General features: G+C 63.2%; 20 protein-coding genes. 10 read left to right on the top strand and 10 right to left on the bottom strand.

Going from position 1 to position 24,620, the window contains the following annotated elements; translation table 11 throughout:
* Positions 1-84: 84 nt before the first annotated feature.
* The gene (locus ACYQ12_RS15795) at positions 85-537 is read left to right on the top strand and encodes a hypothetical protein (RefSeq protein WP_459873588.1); all 453 of its coding nucleotides are present in this window, start codon (positions 85-87) and stop codon (positions 535-537) included.
* Positions 538-759: 222 nt separating this feature from the next.
* Complete coding sequence (locus ACYQ12_RS15790) at positions 760-2,814, top strand: OPT family oligopeptide transporter (RefSeq protein ID WP_459873586.1); 2,055 nt, start codon at positions 760-762, stop codon at positions 2,812-2,814.
* Between the two features lie 126 nt (positions 2,815-2,940).
* On the opposite strand, the gene fabF is transcribed toward ACYQ12_RS15790, so the two are convergent.
* On the bottom strand, positions 2,941-4,206 hold the full coding sequence (gene fabF / locus ACYQ12_RS15785; protein ID WP_459873584.1) for a beta-ketoacyl-ACP synthase II: 1,266 nt from the start codon (positions 4,204-4,206) through the stop codon (positions 2,941-2,943).
* Positions 4,207-4,459: 253 nt separating this feature from the next.
* On the opposite strand from fabF, the gene ACYQ12_RS15780 reads away from it, so the two are divergent.
* From ACYQ12_RS15780 to ACYQ12_RS15765, 4 genes are all read left to right on the top strand, one after another.
* Positions 4,460-5,122: a TetR/AcrR family transcriptional regulator gene (locus ACYQ12_RS15780; protein WP_459873582.1), complete on the top strand. Its 663-nt coding sequence runs from the start codon at positions 4,460-4,462 to the stop codon at positions 5,120-5,122.
* A gap of 44 nt (positions 5,123-5,166) precedes the next feature.
* Positions 5,167-5,814, top strand: coding sequence for a DUF2268 domain-containing putative Zn-dependent protease (locus tag ACYQ12_RS15775; RefSeq protein WP_459873580.1), 648 nt, complete (start codon positions 5,167-5,169; stop codon positions 5,812-5,814).
* 211 nt (positions 5,815-6,025) lie between these two features.
* A complete protein-coding gene (locus ACYQ12_RS15770) occupies positions 6,026-6,709 on the top strand; it encodes a DNA-3-methyladenine glycosylase I (protein WP_459873578.1) in 684 nt (227 codons plus the stop codon).
* Between the two features lie 548 nt (positions 6,710-7,257).
* Entirely contained in the window at positions 7,258-7,890 is a 633-nt protein-coding gene (locus ACYQ12_RS15765; RefSeq protein WP_459873576.1) for a hypothetical protein, read from the top strand.
* 160 nt (positions 7,891-8,050) lie between these two features.
* On the opposite strand, the gene ACYQ12_RS15760 is transcribed toward ACYQ12_RS15765, so the two are convergent.
* The 8 genes from ACYQ12_RS15760 to ACYQ12_RS15725 form a co-directional block, all read right to left on the bottom strand.
* On the bottom strand, positions 8,051-8,950 hold the full coding sequence (locus tag ACYQ12_RS15760) for a hydroxymethylglutaryl-CoA lyase (RefSeq protein WP_459873574.1): 900 nt from the start codon (positions 8,948-8,950) through the stop codon (positions 8,051-8,053).
* Between the two features lie 181 nt (positions 8,951-9,131).
* A complete protein-coding gene (locus ACYQ12_RS15755; protein WP_459873572.1) occupies positions 9,132-11,201 on the bottom strand; it encodes an acetyl/propionyl/methylcrotonyl-CoA carboxylase subunit alpha in 2,070 nt (689 codons plus the stop codon).
* Positions 11,198-12,031: an enoyl-CoA hydratase-related protein gene (locus tag ACYQ12_RS15750; protein WP_459873570.1), complete on the bottom strand. Its 834-nt coding sequence runs from the start codon at positions 12,029-12,031 to the stop codon at positions 11,198-11,200. Before ACYQ12_RS15750 ends, ACYQ12_RS15755 begins: the two co-directional genes overlap by 4 nt.
* A gap of 179 nt (positions 12,032-12,210) precedes the next feature.
* Positions 12,211-13,818 (bottom strand): carboxyl transferase domain-containing protein, encoded by a 1,608-nt coding sequence (locus ACYQ12_RS15745; protein ID WP_459873568.1) that lies wholly within the window; start codon positions 13,816-13,818, stop codon positions 12,211-12,213.
* 175 nt (positions 13,819-13,993) lie between these two features.
* Positions 13,994-15,163: an isovaleryl-CoA dehydrogenase gene (locus ACYQ12_RS15740; protein WP_459873566.1), complete on the bottom strand. Its 1,170-nt coding sequence runs from the start codon at positions 15,161-15,163 to the stop codon at positions 13,994-13,996.
* Between the two features lie 205 nt (positions 15,164-15,368).
* Positions 15,369-17,426: a bifunctional tRNA (5-methylaminomethyl-2-thiouridine)(34)-methyltransferase MnmC2/FAD-dependent 5-carboxymethylaminomethyl-2-thiouridine(34) oxidoreductase MnmC1 gene (gene mnmC, locus ACYQ12_RS15735; RefSeq protein ID WP_459873564.1), complete on the bottom strand. Its 2,058-nt coding sequence runs from the start codon at positions 17,424-17,426 to the stop codon at positions 15,369-15,371.
* A gap of 189 nt (positions 17,427-17,615) precedes the next feature.
* Positions 17,616-17,915 carry a YciI family protein gene (locus ACYQ12_RS15730; RefSeq protein WP_459873562.1) on the bottom strand — a complete coding sequence of 100 codons (300 nt, stop codon included), beginning with the start codon at positions 17,913-17,915 and terminating at the stop codon, positions 17,616-17,618.
* Positions 17,915-18,499, bottom strand: coding sequence for a septation protein A (locus ACYQ12_RS15725; protein ID WP_459873559.1), 585 nt, complete (start codon positions 18,497-18,499; stop codon positions 17,915-17,917). The genes ACYQ12_RS15730 and ACYQ12_RS15725 overlap by 1 nt, the downstream gene beginning before the upstream one ends.
* A gap of 151 nt (positions 18,500-18,650) precedes the next feature.
* Between ACYQ12_RS15725 and ACYQ12_RS15720 the strand changes: the two genes are divergently transcribed.
* Positions 18,651-19,547 (top strand): PHP domain-containing protein, encoded by an 897-nt coding sequence (locus ACYQ12_RS15720; protein ID WP_459873556.1) that lies wholly within the window; start codon positions 18,651-18,653, stop codon positions 19,545-19,547.
* A 117-nt stretch (positions 19,548-19,664) separates the two neighbouring features.
* Positions 19,665-20,288 carry an L-threonylcarbamoyladenylate synthase gene (locus ACYQ12_RS15715; protein WP_459873554.1) on the top strand — a complete coding sequence of 208 codons (624 nt, stop codon included), beginning with the start codon at positions 19,665-19,667 and terminating at the stop codon, positions 20,286-20,288.
* Positions 20,289-20,419: 131 nt separating this feature from the next.
* Here the strand turns inward: ACYQ12_RS15715 and ACYQ12_RS15710 are convergent, their stop codons facing one another.
* Positions 20,420-21,250, bottom strand: coding sequence for a hypothetical protein (locus ACYQ12_RS15710; protein WP_459873552.1), 831 nt, complete (start codon positions 21,248-21,250; stop codon positions 20,420-20,422).
* Between the two features lie 309 nt (positions 21,251-21,559).
* Between ACYQ12_RS15710 and trkA the strand changes: the two genes are divergently transcribed.
* Together trkA and ACYQ12_RS15700 are read left to right on the top strand one after the other, a co-directional pair.
* Positions 21,560-22,933, top strand: coding sequence for a Trk system potassium transporter TrkA (gene trkA / locus ACYQ12_RS15705; protein ID WP_459873550.1), 1,374 nt, complete (start codon positions 21,560-21,562; stop codon positions 22,931-22,933).
* Positions 22,934-23,126: 193 nt separating this feature from the next.
* Positions 23,127-24,602: a TrkH family potassium uptake protein gene (locus ACYQ12_RS15700; protein ID WP_459874534.1), complete on the top strand. Its 1,476-nt coding sequence runs from the start codon at positions 23,127-23,129 to the stop codon at positions 24,600-24,602.
* Positions 24,603-24,620 lie beyond the last annotated feature (18 nt).

Genomic DNA, 24,620 nt, shown 5'->3' with positions numbered 1-24,620 from the left:
GTGGTTTCGCTCACGTAGGCAAAAAGCTATGCGGCCCCCTTTACCCCCTGCGCCTGATGGCGGCGTGCTTTGAACGGATAGGACATGAAGCCTTTTTCAATTCTTTTGATCAAAATTCTGGGCCTGTATTTCGGCCTTAAAACATTGTTCTGGATATTGCCGGTTCTGTTTAACCCCCAATCTCAAGAGGTTTTGGCTGGCGAATGGCTTGCCATGGCTATTGCTACGGCAGTCGTGCCTATCGTAATCGGGGTAGCGCTCTGGTTTTCCGCGAGTGCCATAGCCAACAGGATTCACGGTGGTGAGGAAGCTGATATCGATGTTAAAGACACCGATCTAGTACGTGCTGGAACGTTCCTGATCGGCGTTTTCTTGTTCGTGCAGCACATAGGTAGCGTGATAAGCCGATATTCCTTCTCGGGTGATATCGCCTATGGATCTCTGCTGGTGATTGCCATGAGTCTCTTCATGGTCTTGGGTACTGGTCTTTTGGGAAGGCTATACCAGAAGGCCAAGTATTTCGGCAGTCATACATAGCCAGACGCGGCAATGCACTGCCGTTGGTCAGGGAAAAGTGTCGTTTCCCTGGCATGACCTTACTGCCAGCCTGCATGCCCACTTCGGCGTTTGCGGTCTTCATGCTATTATCACCGTCCGCTAATGATTGGGTGAGTGCAATGACTCGCCCAGCGAAAACTTCAGGTAATAGTGCCCCCGTGCCGTCCTGGCCGGGGGCATTATGTTGAGCGAGAGCTTGTCATGTCACAGCGAATTCCCGATGAGATGACGCTACCGGAGCTGACCCTGCGCGGGGTCGTGCTCGGTGCGTTGATCACGGTGGTGTTTACCGCCTCCAATGTCTATCTGGGGCTGAAGGTGGGGCTGACCTTTGCCTCGTCGATCCCCGCGGCGGTGATCTCCATGGCGCTGCTGAGCCGCTTGGCCGGTGCCAATAAACTCGAAAACAACATGGTGCAGACCCAGGCCTCGGCGGCCGGGACCCTGTCGGCCATCATCTTTATCCTTCCCGGCCTGTTGATGGTGGGTTACTGGCAAGGCTTCCCCTTCTGGCAAACCTCGGCGATTTGCGCCATCGGCGGGATTCTCGGAGTGCTGTATACCATTCCGCTGCGCCGGGCGATGGTCGTGCAGAGCGACCTTCCCTATCCGGAAGGCGTCGCCGCTGCCGAGATTCTCGAAGTCGGCGATCGCGGTCGCGATAACGACAGACGCGAACAAGATGCCAATGAGCCCGGTGCACGCGATATTGCGCTGGGGGCACTGGTGGCGGCGGCGTTCTCGCTGGCCAGCAGTGGCTTTCGCGTGCTGGCGGACAGCATCACGCTCTGGCTGACGGCAGGGCGCACCGCATTCCAGTTCTCGACCGGTTTCTCGCTGGCGCTGGTCGGGGCTGGCTATATGATCGGCATCGTCGCTGGGGTGGCGATATTGATCGGTACGCTGATTACCTGGGGGATCGCGGTGCCCTGGTTGACGGCCATGGATCCCGCCTCGGCCGGGCAGTCGTTGACGGATGTCGCGATGCAGCACTGGTCCGAAGACGTGCGCTTCATCGGGGCCGGGGTGATCGGGGTCGGGGCCATCTGGACCCTGTTGACGCTGCTCAAGCCGATGATCGAAGGCGTGCGGGCATCCTTTGGCGCACTGGGCAAGGGCCAGGGCGGCATGACCCAGATGCCGCGCACCGACCGCGACCTGCCGGCGCCGATTCTGCTGGGTCTGGCGGGTATTCTGCTGGTCGCGCTGTTTGCGGTATTTGCCTACTTCCTGCACGCGGCGGCGCCGGACATGGCCAGCGGCACTTTCTGGACACTCGCGCTGGGTAGCGTGCTGTTTGCCGGGCTGTTCGGCTTCATCATTGCTGCCGCCTGCGGCTACATGGCCGGGCTGGTGGGCTCATCCAGCAGCCCGATTTCGGGGATTGGCATCGTTGCGGTGATCCTGGTCTCGCTGATGATTCTCGGTTTCAATCAGCTAAGCGATGGGCTGACCATGCTCGGCGACGATGTCGCCAACATGCTGCCAACGGCGCTGGCACTGTTCTCGACCTCGGTGATCGTGGCCGTAGCGGCGATTTCCAACGACAACCTGCAGGACCTCAAGACCGGCTATCTGGTCGGCGCGACGCCGTGGCGTCAGCAGGTAGCGCTGATCATCGGCTGTCTGGTGGGGGCGCTGGTGATTCCGCCGGTGCTGACGCTGCTCTATAACGCCTATGGCTTCGTGGGGGCACTGCCGCGTGCCGACATGGACGTCAGCCAGGCGCTGGGGGCGCCGCAGGCCTCGCTGATGACCGCCATCGTCAAGGGGATCTTTGCCCATGATCTGCAGTGGTCGATGATCATTATTGGCCTGGTGCTGGGGGCGGTGATGATTGGCATCGACGAGCTGCTCAAGCGCCGTGGTGGTGTCGCCCGCTTGCCGGTGCTGGCGGTGGGGCTGGGTATTTATCTGCCGGCCAGCGTCAACATGCCGTTGATCATCGGCGCCATTCTGGGTTGGGTGATTCAGCGCCGTCTGCAGGCGCGTGCGGTGGCGCGCGGTACGGACCCCAAGATCAGCGTGGAGCAGCCGCGTCGCCGTGGTGTCTTGATTGCCTCGGGCATGATCGTCGGCGAGAGCCTGATGGGCGTGTTGATGGCCGGCATCATTGGCTTTACCGGTAGTGACGCACCGCTGGCGCTGGTGGGAGACGGCTTCGCCGGCATTTCGCCGTGGCTGGGGCTGGCGGTGTTTGTCGCGGTCTGCGCCGGCCTCTACCGGCGCGTGCTGGCCGAGCGTCAGGCGCGCTAGGCCGAGTCCGGGGCGTCTTTCAGCCCCAGACGCGAGCCGATGCAGGTTGTCGCTGTCCGTGTGCAAGGCGCGGGCAGTGGCGGCCCGGTTGTGCCCCCGGCAAGCAGCCGAATAGCGGAATGCCCCCTACATCTTGCTGACGATCAGCGCGGCATTCACCCCGCCAAATCCCAGGCCGTTGCACAGCACATGCTGACTGCGATGCTCGCGCGCCGCCCCCGAGACGAAGTCCAGATCCTGCAGATCCTCGTCGGCATTTTCCAGATTCAGGGTCGGGGGCAGCCGGTCGTGCATGGCCGCCAGGGCGGAGAAGATGCTCTCCACACCGCCGGCGGCACCGAGCAGATGGCCGGTGGCCGACTTGGTCGCGGAGATCGGAATGCCGGGGAGAACGTCGCCGAAGGCATTGCGCAGGGCGGCGATCTCGGCCCGGTCGCCGACCGGCGTCGAAGTCGCGTGGGCATTGATGTGGTCGATCGACTCGGGAGTCAGCCCCGCCATCTTCAGCGCTGCGCGAATAGCCGCCGCGGCTCCGGCGCCGTCTTCCGGTCCGGCGGTGATGTGGTAGGCATCGGCGCTGGTGCCGTAACCGCTGAGCATGGCCAGCGGCGTGGCCCCGCGTGCCTCGGCGTGGGCCAGGCTCTCGATCACCAGTAACCCCGCGCCTTCGCCCATGACGAAGCCGTTGCGCGCCCGGTCGAAGGGGCGCGATGCCCGGGTGGGATCGTCCTGCTCGGTGGAGAGCGCCTTCATGGCGTGAAACCCGGCCAGCGAGAGCGGGTCGATGCAGGCCTCGGCGCCGCCCACCAGGGCCACCTCTGCTTCGCCGCTGCGGATCAGGCGCATGCCATCGCCGATGGCCTGCACGCCCGCCGCACAAGCCGTCACCGGGCACCCCAGCGGCCCCCGCAAGCCATAGCGAATCGACACGTTGCCCGCCGCCAGATTGGCCAGGAAGGCCGGTACGGTGAACGGCGAGAGCCGGCGGTAGCCGCGCGTCGACAGGGTGTTCTGCGCCTGGGTGATGGTGGGGAAGCCGCCGATGCCGGAACCTATGAGGGTGGCAGTGGCCAGGCGGTCCGCGTCGCTCGACGGAAACCAGTCGGCCTGGGTCAAAGCCTCTTCGGCAGCAGCCATCGCATAGAGACTGAACAGCTCGAGCTTGCGACGCTCCTTGGCGTCGGCCACACGGTCCGGATCGAAGCCGGCATGCGCATCGTCGGCGATACCGGGCACCGTGCCGGCGACCTTGATCGGCAGCTCACCGGTATCGAACCGAGTGATCGGGGAGATGCCCGAATGGCCGGCCAGCAGGCGCTCCCAGCTCGCCTCGACGCCGCAACCAAGCGGACTGATCACGCCCATGCCGGTGATGACGAGCGGTGATTGCATGGTGGTTTCCTGAGCAGTTTGGGTTATGCCACGCTAGCATCGGGCTTGATATGATCAAGGTAATATTCAGCGCAGGAGATGAGAGGGCTGTTTACAAGACAGGCGAACGATGGCAAGACAAGGCGAAATTGAACGATAAAGCGCACTGGGCTCGCACACGAGTTTACAAGCTAGTAAATGAGCATTTTTGAGAGCAGTTTCAACGCCGTAATTGCCGAGTACAGCCCTTTTGTAAACGCCCTCTGAGGTTGCCATGCCCTACTCGACTCACCACAAGGCCAGATCGCGGGAGCGCATCCTCAAGTCCGCGATCGAGCTGTTCAGTCGCCAAGGCTTCGAGAAGGTCTCGATCGGCCAGATCATGAAACTGGCCAAGATGACCCATGGCGCTTTCTATGCACACTTTGCCTCGAAGGAGGCGCTCTACCATGCCTCGGTACAGGAAACCCTGGAGAGCAGCCGTGCGGCCCGACTGGTCAAGGGCCCTTTGTCGGTGAAGCACCTCACGGAGCTGGTCTCCAACTGCTGCAACCTCCAGGAGCTGGAACGCAAGCACAAGCCGGGCCCCGAGACGGTGCTGTTCAACGAGATCGGTAACGAGAACGCCGAGATCCGCACGCTGTTCGAAGCGTCCTACCTGCGCATGAAGAAGATGCTGGAAACCCGCCTCATCGCCCTGAGCCGCCTGAAGAAACTGCCTTTCGAACCCGACCGCGACGCCATCGCCGACAAGTCCCGCGTCATCCTCGCCTCACTGGTCGGCGCCGTGGCCATCGCCAAGAGCCTGCCCGGCGAGCAGGAGCGCCAGCACATTCTCAATGCCGCGCAGCGCAACATCCTGCAGATGCTCGGTGTCAACGAGAGCGAGCTGGAAAGCATGCTCAGCGCCGCAGGGCAGGAGCCGAGCCCCGCGTAGGGTAGTGCAAGTCCGGGGACATCATCAATCAAGCAGGAGGCCATATGGAACAATGGATAGTGCATTATGCCAATGCATGTGGCCAGCTCGATGGTTGGGTCGAACGTATAAGCGAGGGGATCGAGGAAGCACGTTGCCGAGCTGAGCAAGTGTCGACTGCCATCAGCTTGGATGTGGTGGTCCAAGTTTGGCCTGGACAAGTCATCGATTGTAGAGGTTTTGTCGGTTACGTGCCTACTGGAACCATGATGCAGTTAACCCTTGACCCAGGGAATGCTAACTTCGCCAACTGTATGGGGGAAGCATTTGAACGAATGGTGGTACATGAGCTTCACCATGTTCTGCGTTGGCGAGGGCCTGGGTACGGGAGAACTTTGGGAGAGGCTCTGGTGTCCGAGGGATTGGCGGGTCATTTTTGTCATCAGCTCTATGCATCAGCCCCCGAGCCTTGGGAATCTGCGTTAAGCGAGAAGGAAATTGTCGCGTGTGCCATAAAGGCAAAGCAACAGTGGTCCGCACGGTCTTATCGGCACGAGGAATGGTTCTTTGGCCAAGGGGACCTTCCTCATTGGGTTGGTTACAGCCTCGGTTATGCGCTGGTCGAAAGATATCTGCTGCACAATGGCGGGCAGAGTGCAGCATCGTTAGTGCATGAACCGGCTGCGAATTTCTACCCTTATCTGCCAAGTTAACCTCTCGTAGGTCAGCCTGAAATAAAGCAACGTTGTCGCCAAGAGCCTGCCCGGCGAGCAGGAGCGTCAGCACATCCTCAACGCCGCTCAGCGCCCCATACTGCAGATGCTCGGCGTCAACGAGAGCGAGCTGGAAAGCATGCTCAGTGAATCGCCCTGAATTTCGTAGGCATGCAACTGGACTGATTCCGCTACTGACATTGAGACACGCATGACACTTGACTACCACTGGCTTTACGACACCGTGCGAAGGCGCTTTGAATCTGACGAGGCCATGGAGGCTTTCCTGCCCAAAGCGCTTGCTGCCGAAGCGTTGAAGCAGAAGGGCGATGATCGTTACCTTTCCGCCATGAGCCGGCGAGTCTTTCGGGCCGGTATGCAACACTCGGTGGTCGATGCCAAGTGGCCTGACTTTGAAGAAGCGTTCTGGGGTTTTGTACCTGAAAAAATGGTGCTACTCAGCCCGGAGCAAATCGAAGGCTACATGAAAAACGATCGAATCATCCGCCACCGCACCAAACTGCAAACCATTCCCAGGAACGCCCAATTCATACTGGATATTCGCCAGGAGCAGGGCAGCAGTTTCGGCGAGTTCACTGCCAACTGGCCGAGCACCGACATCATCGGCCTGTGGCGTTTGCTGGCCAAACGCGGCGCTCGCCTGGGCGGACGCTCGGCTGCCGGATTCTTGCGCCTGGTCGGAAAGGATACTTTCCTGTTGACCAGCGATGTAGTCGCACGCCTGATGGCCGCAGACATCGTTGACCAAACCCCCACCAGTCAGCGCGATATGCGAGTCGTACAGGGCGCTTTCAATGAGCTGCAACAGAGTTCAGGAAGGCCGTTGTGTCAGTTATCGGCCATGCTGTCGTTGAGTATCAATCCAAGGTTTTAAGGTACGCGGTTCAGTCGCCAGGGCGTCGACCTCATCTACGGCTCCAACTCGCAGCTACGCGCCATCGCCGAGGAGTACGCCGCAGACGGGGGCGAAGAGCGAATGCTTGACCGCTTCGTCAAGGGCTGGGTCAAGCTGATGGAGAACGACCGCTTCGACCTGCACCGCTAAGGGTTAGTCCCGTAGCGGGAGAGACTGCCCGCTAGGCATTGTTTGAAACGAACCCCGAAGGCTGGATTCAGCCTTCGGGGGTTTTCCTTTTGCAGGGCTCAGATCAAAAAAGCCGATTAGTGTTGCCTAATGCTTTGGTTGGCATTGTCCTCTGCGTAACGGCTGGTTACCGTAAGGCAAAGGCCACTTAAGATGGCTCACACGACAAGACTCACGCGCAGGGACTACCGCATGGATGGCAGCCGGCTATCAGCGCATGCACAGGTAGGGGCGGTAGCGTCTCCCAAATCCGTGCTTGACTCAGCAATTGCCTAACGAAGCTTTGTCGTAAAGGTGCGTATAAAGCCCATGCCGATAAAGGAAGACGAGAGCATTCAATGTCTTTTCCATTGCGGCTTCGTCTCCATTCCAAAGCCGCGCATGCTGCGGGTGTTAAGAGGCAAAAGATGGCAAGGCAGTCACTTAAAATTCTGCACGAGAAAGGCCACTCCGAGTTTGCGGAAAAGGTATTTTTGCATTTGCCAACCCATGGAGACAGCTTTAACTATATCCTCTCTTCGCATTTGGTCATTGAGGAGGTACTAACGGCGCTGTTATACGATAAATCAAAAGCCAATAAATCTATAAATAACGCCAAGCTAAGTTTTTCTCAAAAAGTTCACGTGTTGCAAGCATTCTATGGTGAGGAATTCGAGCCAAGCCTATACGCTTCACTACTAAAGCTTAATAAAATGCGCAATAAATGCGCACACGTTCTTGACCCTCCCAATATTGATGACTTGGCTAAAGATCTTGTTAGTTCTGCTTTCGACTTTTCATCAGAGCTAGAGGCTGGTCTTAGTCAAAAGGTAAATCGATTGAAGTCAGGAGTGAAAAATAAGGGCATGACTAGCATTGAATACATTTCAGAAATCCAAAACAATAGCTACACAATTACCGACCGTATCCCCTGGGTAGTAGAGAGCATGCTTTGTCAGCTAATACTGAAGTTGCCTACCAATGCTTCTTAACAAGGCCAAGCATGGCGACGCCTACTGCATTGCGGTTTCGTCTCCATTTCGTAGCCGCGCATGTTGGCTGGCGTTAACCACCATCAACGAGAATTTACGAACATAACAATGCAACCCCCGAGCCAGCTTACTGACTCGGGGGGGGGTTGTTCAGGCGCGCTTACTTCGCCGCCAGCGCCACCCCTACCTTCGACCGGTTTGGCCGCCCAATCGCTTGGGTGATCCAGGTGCCGGTTCCCGCCAGCTTGTTCAGTTCGATTCCCGTCTCGATACCCAGCCCATCCAGTAGATAAACCACATCCTCACTGGCCACGTTGCCTGATGCGCCTTTGGCGTAGGGGCAGCCGCCGAGGCCGGCGACGGAACTGTCGATGACCGTGATACCTTGTTCCAGCACGGCATAGAGGTTGGCCAGCGCCTGGCCGTAGGTATCGTGAAAGTGGGCGGCGAGCTTGTCCATGGGGATGTCTCGGCTCACGGCGTCGATCATGCGCTTGGCCTTGAGCGGGGTGCCGGTGCCGATGGTGTCGCCGAGGGAGACTTCATAGCAGCCCATGTCATATAGCGCCTTCGAGACCTCGGCCACCTTGGCGGGGGCGATCTCGCCCTCGTAGGGGCAGCCGAGCACGCAGGAGACATAGCCGCGTACGCGCACGTTGGCGGCCTTGGCGCGTTCCAGTACCGGTTCGAAGCGTTGCAGCGATTCGGCAATCGAGCAGTTGATGTTCTTCTGCGAGAAGGCCTCGGAAGCGGCGCCGAACACGGCGACTTCCTCGACGCCGCATTCCAGCGCGGCTTCCAGTCCCTTGAGATTGGGGGTGAGGGCGGAGTACACCACGCCGGGGCGGCGGGTGAGGCCGGTCATCACTTCGCGGTGATCGGCCATCTGCGGCACCCACTTGGGCGAGACGAAGCTGGCGGCCTCGATATGCCGGATGCCTGCTGCGCCGAGTCGGTCGATCAGTTCCAGTTTGGTGGTGGTGCCGATCGGCTCGGGTTCGTTTTGCAGGCCGTCGCGGGGGCCAACTTCTACTAGCCGAACCTTTTTAGGAAATGCCATTCCGTTACTCCGGTTGTCTCCGCTCAACTGATCCTGTTAACGCGGCTTCTCCATCGACAGGGCTATGCGGAGGCGCTGTAAACCCTTCCTTGGACGCTACATTTGCCCTCCTTGGCAAACGACCTCCGCTTCGCCCTGTCCCCGGCGCCGCTCACCTTGGCGCTCTCAGTTTCGCTTCAGCTTATTCAGAGGGAGCGAACTCCACCAGCACATCCCCTTGCCCCACGGTATCGCCGTCCTGGAAGTGGAAGCTCTCCACATGGCCATCGGCGGGGGCGTTGAGGGTGTGCTCCATCTTCATCGCTTCCATGACCATCAGCGGGGTGCCTTTCTCGACGGTCTGGCCGGGCTCGACGAGCAGGGCCACCACGGTGCCGTGCATGGGGGCGGTGAGGGTGGCGTCGACTTCGTGATGGCCGTGATCGACGGCATCCAGGCGGCGCCAGAACAGGCGGGTCTCGCCCTGAGCATCGCCCAGGATGAGGATGTCGCCATGGGTGGTACGCTCGGTGCGGGCCAACAGGCGGCGGCGATGCCCGTCCAGGGTGACCGCTACGGCGTCGCCGTCCAGACGTTGCAGGCGGGCGGCCAAGGTGTCACCGCCAATGTGCAGCTGCCAGTCGTTGCCGGTCATCAGCCGCTCGGCCAGCACGGTGACGATGGCGTCGCTGTCGGCGTCGTCGCTGGCATGCGCCGGGTCGGTGAGGGCGATGCGGATGGTTGCCGGGGCGTTGAGCCGCCAGCCGTCGCGGCGTGCCCAGGGGGAGTCGGCGCTGGCTTCGTCCTGCAGTCGGTCGATGGCAACCAGTGCCGCTGCCGCATAGGCCTGGGCATCGAGCCGTGGGGCGGCGAACAGGCTGTCGTGGTGATGCTCGATGAAGCGAGTGTCGAGCTCGGCCTGCTTGAACGCGGAGTGGCTGGCCAGGCGCTGCAGGAAGGCGCGGTTGGTGATTACGCCGGCCACGTCGAGCGCGCTCAATGCACGGTTGAGGGTGGCCAGCGCCTGGTCGCGGTCGTCGCCATGCACGATCAACTTGGCGAGCATCGGGTCGTAGTGCATCGAGACGGCGTCGCCAGCCTCGACGCCGCTGTCGAGCCGCACGCGCTCGGCGCCCAGCCCCGCGCCGGTCAGGTCGAGCCCGAAACGCTCGAGCGTGCCCGTGGCGGGCAGGAAGTCCTGCTCGGGGTCCTCTGCGTAGAGGCGCGCCTCGAAGGCATGGCCGCTGATGGTCAGTTCATTCTGCGCCTTGGGCAAGGGCAGACCGGCGGCCACGCGCAGTTGCCACTCGACCAGGTCCTCGCCGGTGATCATCTCGGTGACCGGGTGCTCGACCTGCAGGCGGGTGTTCATCTCCATGAAGTAGAAACGGCCGTCCTGACCTTGTGAAGAGTCCAACAGAAACTCGACGGTACCGGCGCCCACATAACCGATCTCCTTGGCGGCGCGTACCGCGGCCTCGCCCATCTCGCGGCGCAGGGCCTCGCTCATGCCCGGGGCGGGGGCTTCTTCGAGGACCTTCTGGTGGCGGCGCTGCACCGAGCAGTCGCGCTCGAACAGATAGACGCCGTTGCCCTGGCTATCGCAGAACACCTGCACCTCGACGTGGCGCGGCTGGGTCAGGTATTTCTCGATCAGCATGCGGTCATCACCGAACGCGGCGCGGGACTCGCGGCGGCAGCCGTCGAGGGCGGCCTGGAAGTCCTCGCCGCGCTCGACCACGCGCATGCCCTTGCCGCCGCCGCCGGCACTGGCCTTGAGCAGCGCTGGATAGCCGATGCGATCGGCCTCGGTCTTCAGGTGGTCATCGGCCTGGTCGTCACCGTGGTAGCCGGGCACCAGCGGCACGCCGGCGGATTCCATGCGCGCCTTGGCGGCGGACTTGTCGCCCATGGCGGCAATCGCGCTGGCCGGCGGGCCGATGAAGACGATGCCGGCCTGCTCGCAGGCAGCAACGAATTCGGCATTCTCGGAGAGGAAGCCGTAGCCGGGGTGAATGGCATCGGCGTTGGTGCGCCGGGCCGCCTCGATCACCGCGTCGATGTTCAGGTAGCTCTCGCGTGCCGGGGCCGGGCCCAGGCGCACGGCTTCGTCGGCCTCGCGTACATGGCGGGCGTCGGCATCGGCGTCGGAATACACCGCCACGCTCTTGAGGCCCAGGCGGCGGGCGGTACGGATCACGCGGCAGGCGATCTCGCCGCGGTTGGCGACGAGGACCGTCGCAAGCGGCTTGGGGGCGTTGGCGAGGCTCATGCACCCGGCTCCTTGTCGTTGTCTTGGTGGGGCTTCCAGGCGGGCGGGCGTTTGTCGAGGAACGCGCTCAGACCTTCCTGGCCTTCCGCGCTGACGCGCAGCTCGCTGATGACCTGGCAGCAGCGCTCGCGGGTAGCATCCGAATCGGGCTCGCGGGCGACGGTGGCGAGCAGGGCCTTGGTGGCGCGGCTGGCCTGCGGCGAGGCGGCGAGCAGGGTGTCGATCAGGGTGTCGAGGGACTTGTCCAGGCTATCGCTGCCGGCCACCTCGTGCACGAGCCCCAGCATCTGTGCGGTACTCACATCCAGGACTTCGGCGGTCAGCGCGTAACGGCGCATCTGGCGGCTGCCGATGGCACGCTGCACGTAGGGGCTGATGACCGCCGGAGAGAGGCCGATCTTCACTTCGGAGAGACAGAAGCGCGCCGCTTCTGAGGCGACGACGATATCGCAGCACGCCGCGAGCCCGACGGCGCCGCCATAGGCCGCACCCTGGACGCGACACACGGTCGGGCAGGGCAGGGTGTCGAGGCGATGCATCATGCGCGACAGTTCGCGCGAATCGGCGAGGTTGGCATCGACGCTGTAATCGACCATGCGCTTCATCCAGGCGAGATCTGCCCCGGCGGAGAAGTGCTTGCCTTCCGAGCCCAGCACCACCACGCGCACCTCGCCACGCTCGGCGGCGTCGTGCAGGCGATCCAGGTGGCCGTTGAACTCGGCAATCAGGGCGTCGTCGAAGGCGTTGTGCACGTCGGGGCGTGCCAGGATCAGCCAGGCGACGCCGCGGGCGTCGATGTCCAGCTTGGAGTAACTTGGTGCATCAGCCATGTCTGTCTCTCTTCGGGCTAGTCCCGTTCACAGCGAGCGGCTTACCGGGAAACATGAAACGCGAAGACGCTGTAAATCCTTCCTTGGACGCTCCATTTTTCATCCCTGAAAAATGAGCTTCGCTTATTCCTATTCCCGGCGCCGCTATGCAGGCTTTGAATTGGAGCCTTATGGACCGGTCACATCCGAAACACGCCGAAACGCGTCTCTTCCACTTCCGCATTCATTGCCGCTTCCAATGCCAGCCCCAGCACATCGCGGGTCTGCAGCGGGTCGATCACGCCGTCGTCCCACAGCCGGGCGCTGGCGTAGTATGGGTGGCCCTGGCGTTCGTACTGCTCGCGGATCGGCGCCTTGAAGGCGGTCTCCTCGTCGGCGCTCCACTCGCTGCCGTCGCGTTCGTGCTGATCGCGCTTGACTTGGGCCAGCACGTTGGCGGCCTGGTCGCCGCCCATTACCGAGATGCGGGCGTTGGGCCACATGAACAGCAGATTGGGTTCATAGGCGCGGCCGCACATGCCGTAGTTGCCGGCGCCGAAGCTGCCGCCGATCAGCACCGTGAACTTGGGTACCCTGGCGCAGGCCACGGCGGTGACCAGTTTGGCGCCGTGCTTGGCGATGCCTTCATGTTCGTACTTCGAGCCGACCATGAAGCCGGTGATGTTCTGCAGGAACACCAGCGGAATCTTGCGCTGGGTGCAGAGTTCGATGAAGTGGGCGCCTTTCTGCGCCGACTCCGAGAACAGCACGCCGTTGTTGGCGACGATGCCCACCGGGTGGCCGTGCAGGTGCGCGAAGCCGGTGACCAGGGTATCGCCGTAGTAGCGCTTGAACTCGTCGAAATCGGAGTCGTCGACGAGACGCGCGATCACCTCGCGCACGTCGAAAGGTTTCCTGAGATCGGTACCGACGATGCCGTATAGCTCCTGCGGGTCGAGGCGCGGCGGCTTGGGGGGCTTCATCGCCAACTGGCCGCGCTTCTGCCAGTTCAGCCGTGATACGGCGCGCCGCGCCAGTTGCAAGGCATGGGCGTCGTTGTCGGCGTAGTGGTCGACCACGCCGCTGACCTTGGCATGCACGTCGGCGCCGCCCAGGTCCTCGGCGCTGATCGTTTCGCCGGTGGCGGCCTTCACCAGCGGCGGGCCGCCGAGGAAGATGGTGCCCTGGTGGCGCACGATGATCGATTCATCGGCCATGGCCGGTACATAGGCGCCGCCGGCGGTGCACGAGCCCATCACCACGGCGATCTGCGGGATGCCCTCGGCGGAGAGCGTGGCCTGGTTGTAGAAGATGCGCCCGAAGTGGTCGCGGTCGGGGAACACCTCGTCCTGGTGGGGCAGGTGCGCGCCGCCGGAGTCGACCAGGTAGATGCACGGCAGGCGGTGCTTGCGGGCGATCTCCTGGGCGCGCAGGTGCTTCTTCACGGTCAGCGGGAAGTAGGTGCCGCCCTTGACCGTAGCGTCGTTGGCGACGATCACGCACTCGACGCCGCTCACCCGGCCGATTCCCGCGACCACGCCAGCAGCGGGTACGTCGGTGCCGTAGACCTCATGGGCGGCCAGGGCGCCGATTTCCAGAAACGGTGCGCCCTCATCGAGCAGGTGGTCGATGCGATCGCGCACGAACAGCTTGCCGCGCGATTCGTGGCGTTCGCGGGCCTTGTCGCCGCCGCCCCGGGCGATGGTCGCGGTCAGTGCATGCAGCCGTTCGACCTCGGTGCGCATCGCCGCCGCGTTGGCCTGGAACGTCTCGCTGCGCGGGTTGATCTGGGTGGTCAGGATGGACATGTCTCGGTTCCTGATCTGGCTCTCGTGGCTCGGCACGCGAGCTGCTGGTCTGTGACAAAAGTCATAAGAGGGAAGACGGCACTCCGTGCCTGGAAGAGGGAAGAAAAAGTGAAATCCTGCTCTTCCTTCTTCCTTCTTCCTTCTTCCTTCTTCCTTCTTCGCTCTTACGTCTTGATTAGGCCGATTCATTGAAGAGTTCGCGCCCTATAAGCATCCGCCGAATCTCGCTGGTGCCGGCGCCGATCTCGTACAGCTTGGCGTCGCGCAGCAACCGCCCGGTGGGGTACTCGTTGATATAGCCGTTGCCGCCGAGCAGCTGGATGGCATCGAGCGCCACCTGGGTGGCCTTTTCGGCGCAGTAGAGGATCACCCCGGCGGCATCCTTGCGCGAGGTCCGGCCGCGATCGCAGGCGCCGGCCACTGCGTAGAGGTAGGCGCGACAGGCGTTCAGCGTGGTGTACATGTCGGCGACCTTGCCCTGCACCAGCTGGAACTCGCCGATGGCCTGGTCGAACTGCTTGCGCTCGTGAATGTAGGGCATCACCACGTCCATGGCCGCCTGCATGATGCCGATGGGCCCGGCGGCCAGCACGGTGCGCTCGAAATCCAGCCCGCTCATCAATACCCTGGCGCCGCGGTTCTCCTCGCCGAGGATGTTCTCGGCGGGCACCTCGCAATCCTCGAACACCAGCTCGCAGGTGTTGGAGCCGCGCATGCCCAGCTTGTCGAGCTTCTGGGCGGTGGAGAAGCCCGGGAAGTCCTTCTCGATGATGAATGCGGTGATGCCCTTGGAGCCGGCGTCCGGGTCGGTCTTGGCATAGACCACCAGCACGTGGGCATCGGGGCCGTTGGTGATCCACATCTTGTTGCCGTTGAGCACGTACTTGTCGCCGCGCTTCTCGGCGCGCAGCTTCATCGACACCACGTCGGAGCCGGCGCCGGGCTCGGACATCGCCAGCGCGCCGACGTGCTCGCCACTGATCAGTCCGGGCAGGTACCTGGCTTTCTGGGCGGCCGAGCCGTTGAGCTTGATCTGGTTGACGCACAGGTTGGAGTGCGCGCCATAGGACAAGCCCACCGAGGCGCTGGCCCGCGAGATTTCCTCCATGGCGATGCAGTGGGCGAGGTAGCCCATGCCGCTACCGCCGTCCTCCTCGGGAACGGTGATGCCGAGCAGGCCCATGTCGCCGAACTTGCGCCACAGGTCGTTGGGGAAGGCGTTGTCATGGTCGATCTGCGCCGCACGGGGCGCGATCTCGTCACGGGCGAAGGTGTTCACCTGGTCGCGCAGCATGCCAAGCGTCTCACCAAGACCGAAATCGAGTAGCGAGTAGGGAGCGTGCATGATGTCCTCGTCGACAGTCGTGTGGCTTGCGGTATGCCCGCATCGCGATGTTCTACTTTACGTCAACGTAAGCATGTGGATGCCAAAAGGCCATAGAACTATGGTTCAACAACCAGGTTTCCACACCTAGGGTTCAGCATCGCGTGAGCGGCCGCATGCCGGGCGCGTCCCCGATCCCGACATGCGGCTTTCGGCCTATCGGCGCTTAATCGGAACGGCCCGCCTTGCCCTGGATCAGGTCCGCGATCAGGCGACGACCGGGATGCACATGATCGATGAGTTCACGTTCCAGCGGCATGGGCTCGCCGCAGAGACGAGAGGCGATGATTTCGGCACACAGCGGGGCACTGGCGAGCCCTCGCGAGCCATGCGCGGCGCTGACCCACAATCCCGGATGGTACACGCCGGGAAACTCCGGGGCCCGGCGGGCATTGCGGCCCAGTGCGGCGTAATCGCGCTGCCAGGCCGAGGCATCCGGTGCCGGGCCGGCGAAAGGGGACTTGTCGGGACTGGCGGCGCGCAGGCCGACACGGCCGTCGAGCGCCTCGGGGGAGAGTTCGGCGCCCGCCTCGCGCAGGGCCGCGACGAAGGCCGGAAGCGTTTGCTCGAGTTCGGCGAGGTTGGCGGCGTGGTCGGCCTCGCGCAGCGCCATGTCGGTATCGCCGGGCGCGAAGGTGGCGCCGAAACACAGCACGTCGTTCAGGGCCGGCGAGACGTAGCCGCCGGCGCAGACCACCTGCTTGAGCGCCGGTGCACCGGCGGGCAGCGCCAGCTCGCTGACCTGACCGCGGATCGGCTTGAGCGGCAGGTGCGCCAGGGGGGCGAAGCCGGAGGCGGCATGCGCCGTGGCGACCACCGCCTGGTCGCAATCGATCACGGTGCCGTCCGCCAGCGTCAACCGCCAACCCGACGCCTCGGGTGTCAGCGTCGTCACCTCCTGGCAGAGAAAGCGGATACCCGGCGTGGCGGCCAGGCGCTGGCACAATGCCGCCGGCCGCACCCAGCCCGCCTGTGGATAGGCCAGGCCGGCGTGGGCATGAGCCTCGTGCGCCAGCGGCGTGCCGGCGGCGGCCGATGCCGCGGCGGAATCGACTCCATGGACGATGGAGTCGGGCAGGGGATGGCGCGCAAGAAAGCTCGACTGGCGGCGGCTCTCCTTGTCGTGTGCCGCCAGTTGCAGAACCCCGCAGTCCTGCCAGAGCGTGTGTTGCGGGTCGAGCTGTTCGAGCCAGCGCCGGGTCAGCATCAGCCCGGCGAGGTAGAAGCGGCTTTGCAGGTTGGTTTCGGCGGCCAGCTTGACGTACAGCGCGCCCTGACGATTGCCCGAGGCGCCGCTGCCGGGCGTGTGGCGATCGATGAGCGTGACGGTCACGCCGCGCCGCGCCAGGGCATACGCCACGCTGCTACCGGCAATGCCTGCGCCGATCACCGCCACGTGACGGACGGGGCGCGTCTGCGGCGGCGTGAACCAGGGCGTGCGCTGCCGGCGGGTGTCGTCGGGGGGCGTGCCGATGGCACCGCGCAGCATTTCCCGCTTGCGCCCGTATCCGGGGACCTTCTCGCAGCGAAAGCCGGCACTCGTCAGGCCGCGACGCACGAAGCCGGCACAGGTGAAGGTGGCGAAGGTGGCATCGGGATGGCTGCGTGCCGCCATGGTGTCGAACAGCGTCTGGGTCCACATGTCGGGATTCTTCGACGGCGCGAAGCCATCGAGGAACCAGGCGTCGACCCTGCCGTCGAGGCGCGACAGCCGTTCGGCCGCATCGCCGAAGTGCAGGTCCAGCGTCACACGCTCGCTCAGCACCAGGCGATGCAAGCCCGTCACCGGCGCCGGCCATTGACCGATCAAGGCCTCGGCGCGGCCGGCCAGGTCGGGCCAGGCGGTCAGTGCCCGGGCCAGCGCGTCGCGCTCGAAAGGGTGCTTCTCGGTCGAGACAAGGTGCAGCCGGGCGCCGGGCGGAGCATGCCTGTCGAAGCACTCCCAGGCGCAGAGCATGTTGAGACCGGTACCGAAGCCGGTCTCGCCGATGACGAAGGGGCGGAATTCCCGCCAGGCGCTGAAGCGTTCGGGCAGCCGATTCTGGGCGAGAAACACGTGTGTCGTTTCGGCGCGCCCGTCCTGGCGAGAGAAATACACGTCGCCGTAATCACTCGAGAAGGGCGAGGCCGAGGGATCGTCGTCGTCGGCGCGCTGCCAGTCGAGGCGGGCGGTGTCGAGCGCTGCCAGGGGAGGCAGCGGCGAAGGGGCATGGTCGTCCGGCACGGAAATCTCTCTTGAAGGCTGCCAGGAATATCGGGCGCTGACGGAGACGGCGCTGCTCAAAAAATAGCCAGTCCTGGCGGAAGGCCGTGGAGTCTAGGATCGGGAAAGGCGTTCGCTGCCTGTTAACAGACTTTTCCACAGGCAGTGTGGGTAACCGCCTGTGGAAAACATGGAGCCAGGAGCCAAGGGCTAGGGCAGCACTTTCTTGAACGGCTTCACCACGACCTTGGCGTAGACGCCGGCCGCCACGTAAGGGTCGGCATCGGCCCAGTCGCGTGCCGCCTGCAGGCTGTCGAACTCGGCGACCACCAGGCTGCCGGTGAAACCGGCGTCGCCGGGGTTGTCGGCGTCGATGGCGGGATGCGGGCCGGCCAGGACCAGGCGCCCCTCGTCGCGGAGCTTCTCCAGGCGGGCGAGGTGATCGGGACGGGCACTCTGGCGGCGTTCCAGGCTGTCCTTGATATCTTCACTGAGTATGGCGTAGAGCATCAGGATTCATCCTTTCGGGTTTCACGGGACTTGGAGTGTTCACGCGAGGATTGCTCGCGCGGAAGATGCCGGGCCAGATACAGCGATTGGCCCAGCACGAAGACGAGCGTCAGGCCCAGCATGCCGAACAGCTTGAAGTTGACCCAGGTGGCTTCGTCGTATGTCTTGAAGACATAAATGTTCAGCGCCCCCATGGCCGCGAAGAACACCACCCAGGCGAGGTTCAGGCGAGTCCAGGCCGCCGTCGGCAGCGGGATGGCCTTCTCCATCATGCGCTGCACCAGCGTCTTGCCGCCGAACAGTGGCGAGAGTAGAAACGCCAGGGCGAACAGCCAGTTGACGATGGTCGGTTTCCACTGGATGAACGTGGCGTCGTGGAATGCCACCGTCGCGCCGCCCAGTATCACGACCAGTGCCAGCGTGACCAGCTGCATCTTCTCGACCCGGCGATAGCGCCACCAGACATAGGCGACCTGAGCCAGCGTGGCGGGAATCAGGATCAGCGTGGCCAGCACGATATCCTGCGTCCAATGATAGACCGCGAAGAAGATCGCGATGGGCAGGAAATCCAGCAGCATTTTCATATGACATCCTCGACAGCAGCCGGGCCTGCACGCCCTTGGCGGGGCAGGCCGGCAAGCAGGGCGCTTCGCGCTGTCCGGCATTGACCGGAACGGTCGCGACGCGCACCATGGAGCGCCTATTCTGACAAAGTCGCCGTCTGGCGTCATGCTGATGATCTCATTGCCTCTGCTGCCGTTGCCCGACAGTCTCGACGCTGTCACCGGGCTCGATCTCCATATGCACTCCACTGCCTCGGACGGAGCGCTTGCGCCCACCGAACTGGTGGCGCTGTGCCACGCTCGCGGTATCGCGCGAATGGCGTTGACCGATCACGACACGGTCGAGGGCGTGGCCGAGGCCCAGACGCACGCCCAGTCCCTGGGCATGCGTCTGCTGCCCGGCGCCGAGATTTCGGCGCAGTGGCGTGGTGTCACCCTGCATGTGGTTGCCTTGCTGCCCGGCGGAGCCCGGGGGGCCCTGGCCGAGGGGCTGGCGGCCCAGGCCGAGGCGCGCGAGGCACGGGCGCAGGACATCGCCCAGCGCATGGAGAAGGTGGGGCTGGATGATGCCCTGGCGCGCGCTCGCGAGCAGGCCGGCAGCATGCGCCCGCTGGGGCGCCCGGATTTCGCCCGCGCGCTGGTCGCCGCCGGCGTGGTACCCGACATGGCCACCGCTTTTAAGAAGCATCTGGGTGCCGGCAAGGCGGGAGACGTCAAGGCTCACTGGCCCTATCTGAGCGAGGTGGTGGAGTGGATCAACGCCTCCGGCGGCGTCGCAGTGCTCGCCCATCCCCTGCGTTATGGCATGACCCGGCGCAAGCGGGGGCTGCTGCTCGATGCCTTCCGCGAGGCGGGAGGCGAGGCGGCCGAGCTGGTCAGTGGCTTTCAGAATGCCGACGTCACGCGGGATCTCGCCCGTCAGCTGACGGAGCGCAATCTGCTGGGATCGCTGGGCAGCGACTTCCATTTTCCCGGTGGACCGCTGGCGCCGGGCAGCATGAGTGCGGTGCCGCGCAGCCAGGTGGTGCCCGTGTGGAAGCATCCGCGCCTGGCGGAGTTCGCCGCCTGATCGGGACGTAAGCCGCTGGGCTCGCGAGGAGAGGGCAGTCGCCCTAGACTGGAGCGTAGCGATACCGTGACGTTTCGTCATGGATGATGCTGTTCCGTCACCGGCCAGGAGCTTCATATGCCCCAGTTCTTCCAGATTCATCCCGACAATCCGCAGAAACGCCTGATCGACCAGTCCATCGATATCCTGCGTCGGGGTGGGGTGATCGCCTATCCCACCGATTCCGGCTATGCCTTGGGTTGTTGCCTGGGCGAGAAGAAGGCCATCGAGAAGATCAAGTGGCTGCGCTCGCTGGATGACCGGCACAATTTCACGCTGGTGTGTTCGGATCTCTCCGAGATCGGCACCTACGCCAAGGTCGACAACGTCGTCTTCCGCCTGCTCAAGACCCACACACCGGGCCCCTATACCTTCATTCTCAACGCCACCAGCGAAGTGCCGCGCCTGCTGCTGCATCCCAAGCGGCGCTCCATCGGCGTAAGGGTTCCCGATCACCGCATCACTCACGCCCTGCTCGAGGCGCTTGGCGAGCCGCTGATGAGCGTGACGCTGATTCCCGAGGGCGAGGAGCTGCCAATGACCGATGCCGAGGAGATTCGCGAGCGTTTCGGCGCCCATCTCGATCTGGTGATCGACGGCGGCGCCTGTCATCTGGAGCCCACCAGCGTGATCGATCTTCGCGAATTGCCGCCGGTGATCGTGCGTGAGGGGCGCGGCGACATCGCACCGTTCACGGGCTGAGCGACGGAAAAATCCGTGACCGTGCGCCTGTATCGCACAAGAAAGAATGCCTCAACCGCTGACCCGAGGGGTGTGGTTGAGGCAAGGTTTTTCACCTGAGACATCCAGCGATGCCGCTAGCTGCGGCTGCTCTATTCGTCGCTCTGCGAGTCGCTGGTGGTGGATGGGCTGGTCGAGCTGCTGCCTGACGTAGTGCCTGTTCCCGAGGTAGTGCCTGTTCCCGACGTGGTGGAACTGGAAGTCCCGGAGCCCGAAGTACCCGAGTTCTGCGAGCCCGAACCCTGCTGGCTGCTGGAGCCCTGGGAACCCGAGCCCTGCTGGGTACCGCTCAGACTACTGGCGGCCTGCTGCATCGCCTGGGCGTAACCCTGCTGATAGCCGCGCATGTACCCCTGTTGCAGGCCATCCTCCTTGCCTTCCATGTAGCCGTGCAGATAGATGTACTGGAAAGCCTGCTGACGCTGCTGGTTGCCGGCGTTGCCCTGATTCTGCTGCTGGCCGCTCTGGCCCCACTGTTGCTGGTTGTCCTGGTTACCGCCGTAGCTCTGGCCACCGCCGTAATTCTGGCTGCCCGGGCCGTTACCGTAGCCCTGATTGCCCCCCTGGCGCTGATGCCATGGCTGGCCGCCCTGGCTGCCGCCGTAACCCTGATTCCACTGCTGGCTACTCTGGCCACCCCCGTACGGGCTGCCGCCATAGTTCTGACCACCGCCGTAGTTCTGGCCACCGCCGTAATTCTGGCTGCCCTGACTGCTGCGGTTCCACTGGTTATCCGAACCGCTGCCGTAATTGCTCTGGCTGCCTTGCTGACCGCTCTGGCTGTTGCGGTTCCACTGCTGGCTGCTCTGGCTGCCCTGATTCCATTGCGAACTGTCCTGATTGTCGTCTCTCTGCTGGGCAACCGCCGTGCCGGTGGCCATGGCCGCCGAAACGGCTGCAGTAAGAAGTACCGTCCTGAACATGAAGCCTCCTTTCTTTTCGCTGCTCATGATCGATGTGTGATTGCGACTCACATCTATCCAAGCTAGATAGTCCTGGCGGGATTGGAAGCGACAGTGGCGGCGCCCTTGCCATTTTTAACAATGTCAATAATGGTGTTTGACAAAAACTTTCGTAAAGAAACACCCGAATGTACCGATAGGGAGAGGGTAGGCGTTGGGCGCGGTGGCCCGAAGGGGAGGCAGGCCGGTCGATGACGGGTCGCTTCTGTTAATCGGCGCGAGGGCACTCTATGCTACGCCCGGTTATCAGCGCATAGGGTTGTTCCCCAAATGAAGGTCATCATCCTGGGAGCCGGCCAGATTGGCAGGAGCCTCGCCGAGCATCTGTCTCATGAGAACAATGACATCACCGTGGTGGATGTCGATGCCGGGCGTCTGCAGAAGCTTCAGGAACGCCTGGATATCCGCACCGTGCAGGGCCAGGCTTCCTATCCGGCGATTCTGCTCCAGGCCGGAGCCGAGGATGCCGACCTGCTGGTCGCCGTGACCAACTCCGACGAGATCAACATGATCGCCTGTCAGGTGGCCCACACCCTGTACCGTACCCCGACCAAGATCGCTCGGGTCCGGGCCAATGCCTACTGGAATCGCAAGGGACTGTTTTCCAGCGATGCGATGCCTATCGATGTGCTGATCAATCCCGAGCAGGTCGTCACCGACTATATCCAACGCCTGATCGAGTATCCCGGTGCCCTTCAGGTCGTGGATTTCGCCGACGGTCTGGTCCGGCTGGTCGCCGTCAAGGCGTATTATGGCGGCCCGCTGGTGGGGCAGGATCTCGGCTTTCTGCGCCGTCATATGCCTAACATCGACAGTCGAGTGGCGGCCATCTATCGGCGTGACAGGCCAATCATTCCCCACGGCGACACCGTCATCGAAGCCGGCGATGAAGTGTTCTTCATCGCGGCGCGTAAGGACATCCGTGCGGTAATGAGCGAGCTGCGCAAGGCCGAGCGGGGCTATCGGCGCATTCTCATCGGCGGCGGCGGCAACATCGGCGAGCGGCTGGCGCGCAAGCTGGAGCGCGATCATCACGTCAAGCTCATCGAGCACAACCTGGAGCGCTGCATGATGCTTGCCGAGCGACTCGACCGTAGCGTGGTTCTGCATGGCAGTGCCACCAGCACACGCCTGCTCGAGGAGGAGAACATCGAGGATTGCGATGTGTACTGCGCCATCACCAACGACGACGAGGACAACATCATGTCGTCGATGCTGGCCAAGCGTCTGGGAGCCAGAAGCGTGATGACGCTGATCAATGACGCTTCCTATGTCGACCTCGTCCAGGGCGGCGATATCGATATCGCCATCTCGCCGCAGCAGGCCACCATCGGTATGCTGCTGACCCATATCCGCCGTGGTGACTTCGTCAACGTTCACTCCCTGCGGCATGGCGCGGCGATGGCCGTGGAGGCCATCGTCCACGGCGATGTTCACTCTTCGCAGATCGTGGGGCGGCGCATCGACGAGATTGCGCTTCCCGAGGGCACTACCGTAGGTGCCCTGGTGCGCGGCAAGAACGTGCTGATCGCTCATCATGATGTGGTGGTGGAGAGCGGCGACCACATGATTCTGTTCCTGATCGACAGGCGACGTATCCGCGACATCGAGCGGCTGTTCCAGGTCGGGCTGACCTTCTTCTAGCCAACGTTGGTGTGGAGCAGACGCGAGGTCAAGCACTGGTAAGGCGTCAACCGGGCTGTCTCGGGTCGAGGTGAAGGCAGGCCCGGAATAAAAACATGTCGGTGCTCTGCCGGCAGGAATCGGGGAAGCGAACCGGATTCACTGTCGGGGAGATCATCGGCAGGGAACGATAGGAGTGGGGACATTGATCAATGTGGTTCGCAGGCGCGCCGGGCGCGTTGCCAAAGATGTCGGGCCGGTCATCAAGGTGCTGGCCGCGCTGCTACTGGTGCTGGCGGCGTTCATGGCCGTACCCTGGGTCATGCTGCTGCTGGAGCACGATGCCGACAGCTGGGCGTTTACCCTGTCGCTGAGCATCGTGCTCGGCATCTCGTTATCGCTGCTGGCCATCACGCGGCATGTCGACGTCGCGCTGCATCCCCGGCAGATGTTCATTCTCACTACGCTGAGCTGGGTGGTGGTGTGCGGCTTTGCCAGCCTGCCGCTGATTCTGGGCGCCCCCTACCTCTCGTTCACCAATGCGGTCTTCGAGTCGGTATCGGCGATCACCACCACCGGCTCGACCATCATGGTCGGCATCGAGGGGCTCTCCGACGGTCTCAAGCTGTGGCGGGGCATGATGCAGTGGCTGGGAGGCGTCGGTATCATCGTCATGGCGATCGCCATTCTGCCTTTCCTCAAGGTCGGTGGCATGCGCCTGTTCCACACCGAATCCTCCGACTGGTCGGACAAGGTGCTGCCCCGGGCAGGGGGGATCGCCAAGGCCACCGGCGCGATCTATCTCGGCTTTTCCCTGCTGGCGTTTCTCAGCTACTGGTGGGCCGGCATGTTGCCGCTGGATGCGGCGGTCCACGCCATGAGCTCGGTCTCCACCGGCGGCTTCGCCAATTCCGATGCCTCCTTCGGCGCCTATGCCGACAGCCCGCTGATTCTCTGGCTGGCCTCGTTTTTCATGCTGTGCGGGGCGTTGCCCTTCGTACTCTACATTCGCGTCCTGCAAGAGACGCGCAGCGCGCTGTGGCAGGACCAGCAGGTGCGGGGGTTGCTCAATCTGCTGGCGTTCGTCGTTGCCTCGCTCACGCTGTATCGGATATTTCTCGGAGCCGACCCCTTCGAGGCATTGACCCAGGTGACCTTCAACGTCATCTCGGTCGTGACCACGACGGGCTATGCCTCCGAAGACTACACCTTGTGGGGGCCCTTCGTGGTGGGCACCTTCTTCTATCTGACCTTCGTGGGCGGATGCAGCGGCTCGACCAGCGGCGGCATGAAGATCTTCCGCTTCCAGGTCGGCCTGGTCATGCTCGCCAACCAGTTGCGCTACCTGGTGCACGCCAATGGCGTCTTCTCCCAGCGCTACAACGGACGGCGTCTGCCCGACGAGGTGGTGCGCGGCGTCATCGCCTTCTCGTTCTTCTTCTTTCTCACCGTGGCGGGGCTGGCGCTGGGCCTGGCGATGATGGGGCTGGATCTGGTGACCGCCCTGTCGGGAGCGGCCACCGCGGTGGCCAACGTGGGCCCCGGCCTGGGCGACATCATCGGGCCGGCGGGCAACTTCTCTTCATTGCCCGACGCCGCCAAGTGGTTGCTGTGCATCGGCATGCTGATGGGGCGCCTTGAGATCCTTACCGTGCTGGTCCTGTTCACTCCGATGTTCTGGAAGAAGTGACGCTCGCTGCGCATGGGC

Source organism: Halomonas shantousis (assembly GCF_054654615.1).
The sequence above is the reverse complement of the archived record's forward strand: the minus strand, read 5'-3'. Positions and strand labels throughout refer to the sequence as shown.